The sequence below is a fragment of the Nocardia tenerifensis NBRC 101015 genome (assembly GCF_000308715.1).
Taxonomy (GTDB): domain Bacteria; phylum Actinomycetota; class Actinomycetes; order Mycobacteriales; family Mycobacteriaceae; genus Nocardia; species Nocardia tenerifensis.
On the sequence record NZ_BAGH01000382.1, the window covers coordinates 1 to 12,766 of the forward strand.

15 protein-coding genes are annotated in these 12,766 nt (G+C 68.9%); 8 read left to right on the top strand and 7 right to left on the bottom strand.

The features are described 5' to 3' along the window. Both ON39_RS30420 and ON39_RS30425 read left to right on the top strand, forming a co-directional pair. Positions 1 to 460, top strand: a 460-nt coding sequence (locus ON39_RS30420) for a DUF2505 domain-containing protein (protein WP_040739456.1), incomplete at its 5' end; no start/stop codon positions are given. Then, positions 430 to 1,248, top strand: coding sequence for an SAM-dependent methyltransferase (locus ON39_RS30425; protein WP_083894785.1), 819 nt, complete (start codon positions 430 to 432; stop codon positions 1,246 to 1,248). The genes ON39_RS30420 and ON39_RS30425, both read left to right, overlap by 31 nt. Positions 1,249 to 1,291: 43 nt before the next feature. Here the strand turns inward: ON39_RS30425 and ON39_RS30430 are convergent, their stop codons facing one another. Continuing rightward, entirely contained in the window at positions 1,292 to 1,900 is a 609-nt protein-coding gene (locus ON39_RS30430) for a type IV toxin-antitoxin system AbiEi family antitoxin (RefSeq protein ID WP_040739467.1), read from the bottom strand. Between the two features lie 99 nt (positions 1,901 to 1,999). On the opposite strand from ON39_RS30430, the gene ON39_RS30435 reads away from it, so the two are divergent. Continuing rightward, positions 2,000 to 2,728 carry an LmeA family phospholipid-binding protein gene (locus ON39_RS30435; RefSeq protein ID WP_040739457.1) on the top strand — a complete coding sequence of 243 codons (729 nt, stop codon included), beginning with the start codon at positions 2,000 to 2,002 and terminating at the stop codon, positions 2,726 to 2,728. Between the two features lie 78 nt (positions 2,729 to 2,806). On the opposite strand, the gene deoC is transcribed toward ON39_RS30435, so the two are convergent. After that, positions 2,807 to 3,475, bottom strand: a complete 669-nt coding sequence (deoC, locus tag ON39_RS30440) for a deoxyribose-phosphate aldolase (protein WP_040739458.1) — start codon at positions 3,473 to 3,475, stop codon at positions 2,807 to 2,809. 160 nt (positions 3,476 to 3,635) lie between these two features. Between deoC and ON39_RS30445 the strand changes: the two genes are divergently transcribed. Together ON39_RS30445 and purU are read left to right on the top strand one after the other, a co-directional pair. Further along, positions 3,636 to 4,259 (top strand): GNAT family N-acetyltransferase, encoded by a 624-nt coding sequence (locus ON39_RS30445; protein ID WP_040739468.1) that lies wholly within the window; start codon positions 3,636 to 3,638, stop codon positions 4,257 to 4,259. A gap of 58 nt (positions 4,260 to 4,317) precedes the next feature. Continuing rightward, a complete protein-coding gene (gene purU / locus ON39_RS30450; RefSeq protein ID WP_040739459.1) occupies positions 4,318 to 5,208 on the top strand; it encodes a formyltetrahydrofolate deformylase in 891 nt (296 codons plus the stop codon). Between the two features lie 24 nt (positions 5,209 to 5,232). Here purU and ON39_RS30455 read toward each other — a convergent pair whose 3' ends face one another. The 5 genes from ON39_RS30455 to ON39_RS30475 all read right to left on the bottom strand — a co-directional run bounded on the left by ON39_RS30455 (position 5,233) and on the right by ON39_RS30475 (position 9,432). After that, positions 5,233 to 6,270, bottom strand: a complete 1,038-nt coding sequence (locus tag ON39_RS30455; protein WP_040739460.1) for an alpha/beta fold hydrolase — start codon at positions 6,268 to 6,270, stop codon at positions 5,233 to 5,235. Between the two features lie 137 nt (positions 6,271 to 6,407). Next, positions 6,408 to 6,698, bottom strand: coding sequence for a DUF2516 family protein (locus ON39_RS30460; protein WP_040739461.1), 291 nt, complete (start codon positions 6,696 to 6,698; stop codon positions 6,408 to 6,410). Positions 6,699 to 6,827: 129 nt separating this feature from the next. Continuing rightward, on the bottom strand, positions 6,828 to 7,499 hold the full coding sequence (locus ON39_RS30465; RefSeq protein ID WP_040739462.1) for a heparin-binding hemagglutinin: 672 nt from the start codon (positions 7,497 to 7,499) through the stop codon (positions 6,828 to 6,830). After that, complete coding sequence (locus ON39_RS30470) at positions 7,496 to 7,999, bottom strand: helix-turn-helix domain-containing protein (protein WP_051187348.1); 504 nt, start codon at positions 7,997 to 7,999, stop codon at positions 7,496 to 7,498. The genes ON39_RS30465 and ON39_RS30470 overlap by 4 nt, the downstream gene beginning before the upstream one ends. A gap of 104 nt (positions 8,000 to 8,103) precedes the next feature. After that, positions 8,104 to 9,432: a DUF445 domain-containing protein gene (locus tag ON39_RS30475; RefSeq protein ID WP_040739463.1), complete on the bottom strand. Its 1,329-nt coding sequence runs from the start codon at positions 9,430 to 9,432 to the stop codon at positions 8,104 to 8,106. 202 nt (positions 9,433 to 9,634) lie between these two features. Between ON39_RS30475 and ON39_RS30480 the strand changes: the two genes are divergently transcribed. The 3 genes from ON39_RS30480 to ON39_RS30490 form a co-directional block, all read left to right on the top strand. After that, positions 9,635 to 10,318, top strand: coding sequence for a TetR/AcrR family transcriptional regulator (locus tag ON39_RS30480; protein ID WP_083894788.1), 684 nt, complete (start codon positions 9,635 to 9,637; stop codon positions 10,316 to 10,318). A 154-nt stretch (positions 10,319 to 10,472) separates the two neighbouring features. Beyond that, positions 10,473 to 11,909, top strand: a complete 1,437-nt coding sequence (locus ON39_RS30485) for an ABC1 kinase family protein (RefSeq protein ID WP_040739471.1) — start codon at positions 10,473 to 10,475, stop codon at positions 11,907 to 11,909. Positions 11,910 to 11,927: 18 nt separating this feature from the next. Continuing rightward, the coding region (locus ON39_RS30490; protein WP_040739465.1) for a saccharopine dehydrogenase family protein at positions 11,928 to 12,766 on the top strand (839 nt) is incomplete at its 3' end.

Here is a 12,766-nt window from a genome sequence, read left to right on the forward strand (position 1 = left end):
GGCGCTGTCGAGCCGCGACTACTGGGACGCGCGGATGGCCGAGATGCGCAAGTACTCGCCGGGCAACGAGGTGGGGAGCCTGACCGCGGGCGACGGCGGCATCGAGGTCGTCCTGCACCACATCCTGCCGCGCGACATGCTGCCCGAAATCGCCCAGGCCGTGATGCGCAAGGACATGATCATCACGCGCAAGGAGAGCTACAGCCCGTTCGACGCCGAGGAGACCACCGGCAAGTACTCGGCCTCGATCCCGGCCGGGCCGGGCAGCCTCGGCGGCACCATCCGCCTCTTCCCGACCGACACGGGGTGCACCATGCGCTTCTCCACGGAGGCGAAGGTCTTCATCCCGATGGTCGGCCCGCGGCTCGAGCAGCTGATGCTGGTGAACCTGGTCGATCTGTTCCGCGCGGAGGCGGAGTTCACGGTGCAGTGGCTCGACGAGCATCACCCGACCAGCTGACCAAGCCGGTCGGCACGATCACCCGCGGTACCACCGGCGTCAATCGGCTACGGCGCAGTGACCGCTGGCTGACGCACGATGAGCTGGTGTCCGGGCGGCTGCGGGCGGCGAACGATCCGCTGGTCGTCGATCTCGGGTACGGCGCGAGTCCCTGGACGACGCTGGAGTTGGCGACGCGGCTGCGCACGGTGCGCCCGGACGTCCGCGTCGTCGGCCTCGAGATCGATCCGGCCCGCGTCGTGCCCGGCCGCGACGGCGTCACCTTCGCTCGGGGCGGGTTCGAATTGGCCGGTCTGCGACCGGTTTTGGTGCGCGCGTTCAATGTCCTGCGCCAGTACCCGGAGGCGGCGGTCCCCGACGCGTGGTCGACCATCCTGTCCGGCCTCGCGCCGGACGGGATACTGATCGACGGCACCTGCGACGAGCTGGGTCGCCGCTGCGCCTGGGTCCTGCTCGAGTGCTCCGGCCCGCGGTCGCTCACCCTGGCCTGGGACCCGTTCACCGTCGACCAGCCCTCCGACATCGCCGAGCGACTGCCGAAGGTCTTGATCCACCGCAATGTGCCGGGCGAGCCGATCCACGCGCTGCTCACCGCCGCCGACCGGGCCTGGGCCCGCGCCGCCCCGCTGGCCCCGTTCGGTCCGCGCGTCCGCTGGCGCGCCGCGGCCGAATCCCTACGGCAAGAGGGCTTTCCGCTGCGGCGCTATCGCCGCCGGATGCGCGACTGCGTGCTGTCGGTTCCGTGGGAAACCGTCGCGCCGAACCCCGTTGCACCGCTTGGTGTTTGAGCACAGCGACGAACAGCTGTGCGCCGCCGGTATTCTCGCGGCGTCACGCGCCGGTCAGCGCCCGGTAGACCCTGGATGCCGCGCGCGGCGTCAAACCGGCTCCGGCGGAGCGGATCTCGTCGCTCGTGCAGCGATTGATGGCGACCGCGTCGGCCACCACCTCGTCCAGCGCGGACTGGCCGATGTCCGCCTCGGCCAGATCGAGCACGGTGCGCAGCGGGGTCGTCACCAGAAAGGGCCCGGCCGACTCGATCTCGGTGCCGATGAGCGAGCGTCGCAGCACCACCAGCCGCGGCGTCACCGGCGGGCGACCGGAGCCCACCGACAGGTGCAGGAACCGCGGGCGCAGCCGTCCGATGCCGTGCAGCTCGGCCGCGCTGTGGTGGGAGACCGCCGCGGCGCCGTCGAACCAGGCCGCCCACATGGCGTATTCGTCGAGCGGGCCCGACGGCCACTCGGCCAGCCGCAGCAGCCCGACCCCGGCCCTGGTCACCGAGCCGTCGTCGAGCGCGACGCGGACCCGCGCCTCGCACCGCGTGCGCAGCACCTGCCTGGTGGTGAAGAAACCCGCGTGGCGACCGGCCAATCGGCGCAGCACCCGCCATCCGTGATCCGCGGAACCGAGTGCTCGGCCCGCCGCATCGCCAGCCATGAACATCAGGCTACGCTCGATTCCTGTGTCACATGTCACAATCGAAGCCCTCAATGCCCCCACAGAGACGGCTCAGAAACGTGCGGAAGAATCGGCCGCATGAGTACGACACCTCCGGCAACCAAGTCGGCCACCCGGCGGAACCTGCTGATCGCCCTGGCCGTGGTGGCGGTTCTGCTGGTCACGGCCGTGGTCGGCGGTGAGGCGTACGCCAGGCACACCGTGTCACGGTGCATCAGTACGCAATTCGAGAAGGAGATGGGCTCCAAGATCGACGTGAGCTTCGGCGCCAAGCCCATGCTCATCACCTGGATCGACGGCAAGGTGCCGACGGTGAAGGTCGACAGCGACGACACCAAGTTCGGCCCCGCGGCCGGCATGGTGGTGCACGCGGAGTTCCACGACGTCGAGGTCACCGACAGGGGGCGTGGCGGCGGGGTGATCGGTAGTTCGTCCGCCGATGTCACCTGGAACAACGACGGCATCCGGCAGACGCTCGGCGGCCTGGTGAGCGGGGTCCGCTCGTCCGCGAGCTCGGGCATGCTGACCCTGGACGTGCTCGGCGGCCTGGCTCAGTTGCAGGTGAAGCCGGTCATCAAGGGCGGCGTCGTCGAGGTGGAGACGCAGTCGGCGCAGCTGCTCGGCGTGGGCCTGCCCACCGACCTGGTGCAGGGCATCGTCGAGGTGTTCACCAAGAGCCTGCAGGGCTACCCGTACAACATGCGGCCGAGCGAGGTGAAGGTCACCGACGACGGCATCTCCGTGCGGCTCACGGGCGACCGCGCCGAACTTCCCCCCGCGGACGGCAACGCGAACACCTGCTCCTGATCCGGATCGACGCCGCGAATCCCACAGACCGCCAACAATTTTCGATCGTCGCTACGAGAGCTGTTGCGGCCCAACCGTTCAGGCGGGGAACCCCGCGAGCACCTCGCTCGACTTCGACAACCCCAGCCGCGTCGCGCCCGCCGCGATCAGCTCCGCCGCGGCCTCGGCGGTGCGGATGCCGCCGCTCGCCTTGACGCCGAGCCGCCCGCCGACGGTCGCGGCCATCAACTCGACCGCGTGCACGCTGGCGCCGCCCGCGGGGTGAAAACCCGTGGAGGTCTTCACGAAATTCGCGCCCGCACGCTCGGCGGCCCGGCAGACCTCGACGATCGCCGCGTCGGGCAGCGCCGCCGCCTCGATGATCACCTTGAGCACCGCGCGATCGCCCATCGCCTCGCGCACCGTGAGAATGTCGGCGAGCACCGCGTTGTAGTCGCCGGCCAGCGCCGCGCCGACGTCGATGACCATGTCCACCTCGGCCGCGCCCTGATCGACCGCGAGCCGCGCCTCGGCGCCCTTGACGAGCGAATGGTGTTTGCCGGACGGGAATCCGGCGACCGTCGCCACCACGAGCCCCGGCGCGCGCAGCGGCAGCATCGACGGAGAGACGCAGATCGCGAGCACGCCCAACTCCCGGGCTTCCTGGATCAGCGCGGCGACGTCATCGGGGGTCGCGCCCGGCGCCAGCAGTGTGTGATCGATCATGGCGGCCACTTCGGCCCTGGTCGGTGACGCGGAATTTGCCATGAGCTGAGAGTCTGGCACACCGGTGGCGAATTCCGTTGCGCGCCTGGCAAGCTTTCCCGCACACTCGTAGCTGGTGAAAGATCGCCGGTGGTGATGCGGCGGTCGAGGCGATTACCGTGTGCGGCTGGGCCCCTACTTGGTTTCGGGAGGAGACGACACCGTGCTGATCCGTCGCGAACGCGCCGACGACATCGCCGCGATCGCGGCCGTGCATCGCAGCGCGTTCGGTGCGCACGACGCGGACGGCGAGCCGGCCGAGCGCACCGGCGGTGCGCCCGAGTCCACCGGCACACCGCCCGAATCCACCGGCGCAACGTCGGAGCGCACCGGCGCACAGTCCGAGAGCGACCGCGCCGATCCGCCCGAGGTCGACCTCGTCGCCCGGCTGCGCAGCGACCCGGCCTGGATCCCGACCCTCTCCATGGTCGCGGTGGAGTACCGCACGGTCATCGGCCACGTCTGCCTCACCCGGGCCGCCATCGGCCCGTTCCCGGTGCTGGCGCTCGGCCCCATCGGCGTCGTCGCCGAACACCAGCGCACCGGCGTCGGCTCGGCCCTCATGCACGCGGTCCTCGGCGCCGCGGACGCCCTCGACGAACCCCTCGTCTGCCTGCTCGGCCACCTCGACTACTACCCGCAGTTCGGCTTCGTCCCCGCCGCCCGCCTCGGCATCACGCCCGACGACCCGTCGTGGGTGTCGCACTTCCAGGTCCGTCCGCTCAGCGCCTACGACCCCCGCATCACCGGCGAATTCCATTACCCCGAGCCGTTTTACGAGCTCTGAGCGCGCACCCGGACTCCCTCTTGCCCGCCTGCCCGGCGTGGCCTGGGAAGATGTATCCATGAGTTCCGCTCTACCCGCCCAGGACGACCGACGCTTCGTCTTGGCGCTCGGCTGCCCCGACCGACCGGGCATCATCGCCCGGATCACCTCGTTCATCGCCGAGTTCGGCGGCTCGATCATGGAGGCGGGTTACCACTCCGACGCCGACAGCGGCTGGTTCTTCACCCGCCAGGCGATCAAGGCGTCGACAGTGCCGTTCGGGCTGGCGGAACTGCGCGAGCGATTCGCCGCGGTGGCCGCCGAGCTGGGCACGGAGACGGAGTGGCAGCTGCTCGACTCCGGCGCGCGGCGCCGGGCGGTGCTGCTGGTCAGCAAGGACGGGCACTGCCTGCACGATCTACTCGGGCGCGCCGCCAGTGGCGAGCTGCCCGCGACCATCGAGGCGGTGATCGGCAACCACCCCGATCTGGCCGGGATGACCGAGGCGCACGGGGTGAAGTTTCATCACGTGCTGTTCCCGAAGGATCCGGCCGAGCGCGGGCCCGCGTTCGACGAGGTCCGTTCGCTGGTGGACTCGTACCACCCCGACGCCGTGGTGCTCGCCCGTTTCATGCAGGTGCTGCCGGCCGAGTTGTGTGCCCACTGGGCCGGCCGGGCGATCAATATCCACCACAGCTTCCTGCCCTCGTTCGTCGGCGCGCGCCCGTATCACCAGGCGTTCGCCCGCGGCGTGAAGCTCATCGGCGCCACCTGCCACTACGTCACGGCGGAACTGGACGCGGGCCCGATCATCGAACAGGACGTCACCCGCATCGACCACGCCGACGACGTGGGGGACATGGTGCGTCAGGGCCGCGACATCGAACGCGTCGTGCTGGCCCGCGGCCTGCGGTGGCATCTGGAGGGCCGGGTGCTCGTCCACGGCCGCCGCACGGTGGTCTTCACCTGATCCGACCAGGAGCGAGCGGAGTGGTCAGCCCGCGATCTCGGCGCGGGCGCGCACCGACTCGAGGACGTGGGCCAGCTCCTCGTTGAACCGCTCGTGCGCCTCGGCATTGCCGAGGTGACCGGTGGGCAGCTCGACGAAGCGCGCGAGACTGCCTGTCTCCCTGAGCATCTCGGCGATGCGCTGCGAGTGCACCACCGGGGTCATGTCGTCGAAGCTCCCGGCGATCACCGTGGTCGGCACCACCAGGTTGCGCGCGGACTCGCCCACGTTCATGTCGGCGAGCAGCCTGCCGAACCGCGCCCGCACCATGGCCGGGCAGGACCGGACGATCGCCATGCTGAACTCGAGCAGGTCGCCCCTGGCCTCGGTGGTCATGATCGAGCGCGCGAACAGCCACCGCACGGGGGCGATGGGCGGGAAGATCAGGGGCGCGCCCAGGCCGAAGCGGCCGAACAGGAACGGCAGCGGAACCTTCAGCTTCAGCAGGCGCATCGGGCGGTTCAGCAGGGGGATCACGGTGGTCTCGAAGACCAGCCGATCGGCCGCGGTGTTGGTCAGCAGCGTCGCGAGCGCCTGCTTGGCGACGCGATCGGGGTAGCGGCCTGCCCACGCCTGCAGCGTCATGCCGCCGAGGCTGTGGCCGACGATGACGGCCCGCTGGCCGGGGCGCAGGCTCGCGTCGAGCACGGCGGCCAGGTCGTCGGCGAGCAGATCCATGCTCAGCGGGCTCTGGCCCAGCTCGCTCTCGCCGTGGCCGCGCTGGTCGTAGGCGATCACGCGGTACTCGCCGGCGAAGGCGTTGATCTGCGGGTTCCAGTATTCGATGCAGCAGGTCCAGCCGTGCACGAGCACGATGACGGGCCGGTCGGCGGGTCCGTAGGCGTGGACGCGGAGCCGGGCGCCGTCGCGGGCGGTCACCGGGATCACCACGGGAGCGGGGGCGGGCGGGTTGAACGCCGCGGTCGCGTAGGTGCGGGTCCGCAGGTTCGCGCGGTGTGCGTCGAGCATCCCGCGAATCAGCTCCGGGATGTTCGCCAGCTCGGTCGGCAGCTTGGCACGCATCGGACACTCCTTTGTGTTACTGCACGATACAGTAACTCCGATACGCGCTGCTAGCTAGTGCTAGCACTCGAAAGTTATCGAGTGTTCGCTCGCCGAGGACCGGAACCGGACAGCGGCGCCGCGCCGACTCGGCGGTTCTACCAGCGCGGACCGCGCTGGATCTCGTCCACCTTGGGTCGCACGTCGGCCAGGTAGATGCCGGTCGCGATGATCGCCGCGAACGAGAGCAGCCCGAGCCCGGCAGGCGAGAGCAGCAGCAGCACCACCGCGACGCCCAGGATCGCCAGCCAGATCTGCTTGGTCAGCTTGTCCACCGCGGTGAACGCGTCCGGGCGTTGCCGCACGGCATGAATCAGCGCAAAGATCGTCGCGCCGAGTGCCGCCAGCCACAGCACGAGCAGGATCATCCCGGTCAATCCGTGCACCATATTCACGTGTCCCATCATACGAGCAACGCCCCCGCACACCAGGGTGCGCGAGGGCGTTGCCGACGAGAACTCCAATAGCCTTGCGGCCCTTCACGAATCGACGCTCGCGACGGCCTTCCGACCGGTCGGTCAGGCCTTCTTCGGAGCGGCCTTCTTGGCGGGCGCCTTCTTCGCGGGCGCGGCCTTCTTGGCGGCGGGCGCGGCGACCTTCGGGGCCGCGGGCGCGACGTCGTCCGCGGCGGGGGCGGTCTCGGTGGTCACCGTGACGACCTCGGCGTCGACGACCGGCTCGCCCGGCGTCTCCTCGACCTTGGCCGGACGCCCGAGCAGGCCGTTCACCCGATCCAGCACGTCCTCGGCGCGGGTCGCGGCGTCCTTGTACAGCGACTCGACGCGCTCGATCCGCTCCTCGACCAGGTGGTTGGCGCGCAGCCGCTCCACCGTCTCCTCGCCGCGCACGGCGAGATCGGCGTAGATGTCGAGCACCTGGCGGTAGTACTTGTCGGCCAGCGCGCGCAGCTCCTCGGAGGTGAACTTCTCGCGCAGCTCGGCGAGATCCTCCGGCAGCTCCGAGGGCAGTCCGGCCAGCCGCTCGCGCAGCGTCTCGAACTGGGCCTGCACGTCGGCGGGCACGTGGGCGAAGCGCTCGCGGGCCTCCTCGACCCGGGCGGAGACGTCGGTCGAGGCGGCGCGCTCACGTACCTGCGTGACGACGTCGGTGACGGCGGCGTAGATCGCGTCGCCCGCGCCCACGGTGGCGAGCAGCGGCTTGGTCACGGTCGGATTGGTCTTGTCGGTCATGGTATTTCGTTCTCCTGGCGTGGCGGAGTCTGTGTTGGTGTGCGCGGAACGACGCTGTCCCCATGTCCCCCCGGCTCGTTCCCTCCGTTTTCCCGGCGAAACGATTCGTAGATCTCGAGCAGCACCTGCTTCTGCCGTTCGCTGATCGACGTATCGGCGAGCAGGGCGTCCCGGACCGGGCTGTGTGGCCGCTGTTCGAGATAGCCGGCCCGGACGTACAACACCTCCGACGACACCCGCAGTGCCTTGGCGATCTGCGCGAGTACCTCGGCGGATGGATTGCGCAATCCGCGCTCGATCTGGCTGAGGTACGGATTGCTCACTCCCGCAAGGGTGGCGAGCTGACGCAACGAGACTTGCGCGGCCTCCCGCTGCGCCCTGATGAAGCCGCCGATGTCGTGCGCCGCGTTCACCACACGGGCCGCTTTTTCTCCCACGCCGGTCGATTGCTCGGCCGAACTGTCGGTGTACTCGGCGGAAACCTCGGGCTGGTCTGCCATCACTCACCTTCTGGCGGTTGTACGTGTTCGATTCTAGGGCAGGGTGCTAACTATTGCAAGCAGTCTGTTAGCACTCTATGGGCAAACATCCGGCGCGCTACGGCTCAGCCACCGAACATGAGGTGCGAAACGGTGTAAATGGCCAGGCCCGCAAGCGAACCCACGACCGTTCCGTTGATGCGGATGAATTGCAGATCACGCCCGACCTGCAATTCGATCTTCTTGCTCGCCTCGTCCGCATCCCACCTGGCAACCGTATCGGTGACCAGAGTGCTGATCTCCCCCGCGTAATTCCCGACGAGATACCTTGCGCCCCGGTCGATCCAGCCGTCCACCTTCGCGCGCATATCGGCGTCGTCGCGCAGCCGCTCGCCCAGTTGCTGCACATTCTCGCCGACTTTACGCCGCAACGTGCTGTTCGGATCGTCGGCGGATTCCAGGATCAAACGCTTGGCCGCGCGCCAGGTCGCCTCGGCCATGCCGGTGATCTCCTCGCGGCCCATGATCTGCGCCTTTATCCGCTCGGCCTTCTTGATCATGGCGTCGTCGTGCTGGAGATCGTCGGCGAACTCCTCGAGGAAACGATTCGCCGCGAGGCGCACCTCGTGCTCGGGATTGGACCGGACCTTCCAGGTGAACTCGACGAGTTCCCGGTAGATCCGTTCGGAGAGCAGGATATTGACGAACTTCGGGGCCCACTGCGGCGCGTCGCGCAGGACGATTCGATCGATCGTCTCCTGCGAACCCAGCGCCCACTGGTGCGCGCGCTCGGCGAGCAGGTCCAGCAGCACCAGCTGACGGTTGTCGGCGAGCAGTTCCGAGAGCACCCGGCCGATCGGCGGACCCCAGAGCGGCTCGGCGATCCGTTTGACGATCGTCTGGTCGATGATCTGCTCGACGTCCTCGTCGCGCAGCACCCCGACCACCGCGCGCAGCAGCGTCGAGCTCTCCTCGGCCACCCTGGCCGCGTGCCCCGGGTCGGCCATCCACCGCCCGACTCGCCAGGAGACCTGCGCCGAGGTCACCTTCGCCGAAACCACCTCCGGGGCAAGGAAATTGGTGCCCACGAAGGAGCCGAGACTCTCGCCGAGCTGGTCCTTCTTCTTGCGGATGATCGCGGTGTGCGGAATGGGCAGGCCGAGCGGGTGCCGGAACAGCGCGGTGACCGCGAACCAGTCGGCCAGCGCGCCGACCATGCCTGCCTCCGACGCCGCGCGCACGTAGTCCACCCAGCCGCCGCCGCTGCCGCGCGACTCCAGCCAGCGACAGAACAGATAGATCGCCGTCGCCACCGCGAGCAGCCCGGTGGCCAGCGCCTTCATCCGCCACAGGTCGCGGCGCTTGCTCTCCTCGTCGAGGACGGCGGCGAAGCTGGTGGGCGCGGCCGCGGCGGGCGTTTCCAGGACCGCGATGTTGCCGGGAGCTTTCTCCATGCCTCCATTCTGCTGTGCCGCGCGGCGGGCCCGCCGAAGGCGCGGAAGATGTGCGACCTGTCGCATCCCGACCCAAACGCGCATATCACCAGCGACCGGGACCTAAGCTGAAGGTCCGAGGAGGAACCGACCAACAAGGGAGCCCACACTGTCCACCGATGACCTTGTCGACGTCGGCGAGCTCGCCGACCGACCGGCGGCGGTGCGCACCGGCCGACAGGATGGCCGCAAACGCCGTTGGCGCCAGCACAAGATCGACCGCCGCGAGGAACTCGTCGACGGCACTCTTGCCGCTGTTCGAGCACGCGGCTCCAATGCCGGGATGGACGAGATCGCCGCCGAGATCGGCGTCTCCAAAACCGTCCTGTACCGGTACTTCTCCGACAAGAACGACCTGGTCCACGCGACCATGCAGCGGTTCATCGAGACCACGCTGATGCCGCGCGTTTACAACGCGATCAGCCTGGACGCCGACGAGTACCAGCTCGTCCGCTCGGCGCTGGCCGAGTACGTCGGCACGGTCGACGAGGACCCCGAGGTCTACCGCTTCATCATGGGCAACGGCTCCGCCGACCAATCCTCGCTCGCGGAGTTCGAGAAGCTCTTCGCCGAGGTGGTCGCCGCGGTCATCGTCGATCGCGCGACGGAGAAGGGCATCCAGACCGACGGCGCGATGCTCTGGTCCTACGTCCTGGTCGGCGGCATCCAACTCGCGACGCACTGGTGGACCACCAACAAGACCATGTCGCGCGAGGAAGTGATCGACTACCTGACCATGATGGCCTGGAGCGCGATCGACGGGATGGCGCGTGCAAACGGGTCCCGCGAGGTGTTCAACGCCCAGCCGCATGTGCTGCCGACACCCGGCGCGAACTCGGCGAACTGACCGATCGGCCGACTCGCCGGGTGCTAGCTGGGGTGCTAGCAAAAGTGTGACGAGGGGCTCGACATTGCCGCCGCGGCGGCTACTCTGAAGCCGAGCGGTGCGCCCGGTGGGCCGCGTCACCGCCCCGCGCACTGGCACCAATGGAGGTACCTCGATGGCGAAGCAAGTACCGACCTCTCGGCTTGCTCGTGGCACCAAGCTCGGTGCCGTCGCAGCCAGCTCGGTGATCCGCACGCAACGCGCGCGGCTGTCGATGCGGGGTAGATCCGAGGCGGTACGGGCGAAGATGGCCGAGGAGTCCATGATTCGCACCACCGAGCAGGTGGTCATGGTGCTCGGCACCATGAAGGGCGTGGCCATGAAGCTCGGGCAGATGATGTCCGTGCTCGATCTCGACCTGGTGCCGGAGTCGCATCGCGAACGCTTCCAGAAGCGGCTGGCGGTGCTGCGCAACGCGGCGCCGTCGGTGTCGTTCGAGTCGATGCGGCAGGTGATCGAGGACGATTTCGGTCAGCCCCTCGACGCGATCTTCGCCGAGTTCGAGCAGGAGCCGATCGCGGCCGCGTCCATCGGTCAGGTCTATCGGGGCACGCTGCGCGACGGCCGGCGGGTCGCGGTCAAGGTGCAGTACCCGGGCATCGACGCCGCGGTGCGCGCGGACCTGAAGAACCTGGCCATGTTCCGCCGGGTTTTGCAGTCGGCCATGCCATGGGTGACCCCCGCCGTGCTCGACGAGCTGCGGCTCAATATGGAGAGCGAGCTCGACTACCAGGCCGAGGCCAACACGCAACTGCAGATCGCCGAGCTCTACGCCGGGCATCCGTTCATCGTGGTGCCCCGCTCGCTGCCCGAGCTCAGCACGACCCGCGTGCTGGTCAGCGAGTACGTGGCGGGCAAGGGCTTCGACGAGATACGGCAGCTGCCCGACGCCGAGCGCGACCGCATCGGCGAGATCATCTACCGCTTCTACGTCGGTTCGCTGTTCACCTTCAACGAGTTCTGCGGCGACCCGCACCCGGGCAATGTGCTGCTCGCCGAGGACGGCAAGGTCGGCTTCCTCGACTTCGGTCTGTTCAATCGGATGGACTCCGAGCACGTCCAGTTCGAGCTGACCTGCCTGCGCGCGGCCGCCGAGGACCGGGCCGAGGACCTGCGGCAGTTGATGATTCAGCGCGGCGTGATCGACTCACCGGACGAGATCGGCGCCGAGGAGTGCCTGGAGTACGTGCTCGCCGCGTCCGAATGGTGTTTGATCGACGAGGAATTGACGATCACCCCGGAGCTGGCCAGCGGCGCGTTCCTGCTCGCGGTGGACCCGAGGGCCAGCGAGTTCGCCGGGATGAAGCAGCAGAACCTGCCGCCGGAGCATCTGTTCTCCCGCCGCGCCGACTTTCTCACTTTCGGCATGCTCGGTCAGCTGGGCTGCACCGCCAACTGGCACCAGATCTCCCGGGAGTGGCTCTACGACGAGCCGCCCGTCACCGCGCTCGGCAAGCAGCACCACGAGTGGCTGGCCGAGCATCCGCCCGTCGCGCCGAAAAAGCCGCGCACCAGGGCCAAGAAGGCGTCCAAGCCGAGCACCGATGCGTAACCGCAGAAACGGAAGACCATGGCAGACAATCGCGAATTCGACCTCATCCTTTTCGGCGCAACGGGTTTCGTAGGCAAGCTCACCGCGGAGTACCTGCTCACCGCCGCGCCGGAGTCCGCGCGCATCGCGCTGGCCGGGCGCTCGCTGGACAAGCTCACCAAGGTTCGCACCGAGCTGGGCCCGGCCGCCGCGGACTGGGGTCTGGTGGTCGCCGACTCCACCGACGAGGCCGCGCTCGCCGCGTTGGCGGCGCGGACCAAGGTCGTGGTCACCACGGTCGGCCCGTACCTGCGCTATGGGCTGCCGCTGGTCGGCGCGTGCGCCAAGGCCGGAACGCACTACGCCGATCTCACCGGCGAGCCGCTGTTCATCCGCGACGCGATCGACCGGTACCACGACCAGGCCGTCGCGACGGGGGCGAAGATCGTGAATTCCGCGGGTTACGACTCGATTCCGTCGGATCTGAGCGTGTACCAGCTGTACAAGCGCTCGCTGGCGGACAACACGGGTGAACTCGAGGACACCACGCTGATCGCCTCGCTCAAGGGCGGCGTCAGCGGCGGCACGGTCGACTCGGCTCGGGCGATGATGGAGGCGATCGCCGCCGACCCGAAGAAGGGCTCGGTGCTCTCGCACCCGTACTCGCTGAGCCCGGACAAGTCGATGGACCCCGACGTCGGCCGCCAGTCGGATCAGACGCTCTCGCGCGCGAGCGCCATCGACCCGAGCCTGGACGGCTGGGTGAGCACGTTCGTCATGGCGGCGCACAACACCAAGATCGTGCGCCGGACCAACGGCCTGCTCGGCTGGGTGTACGGCAAGAACTTCCGCTACCGCGAGGTGATGAGCGCGGGCAA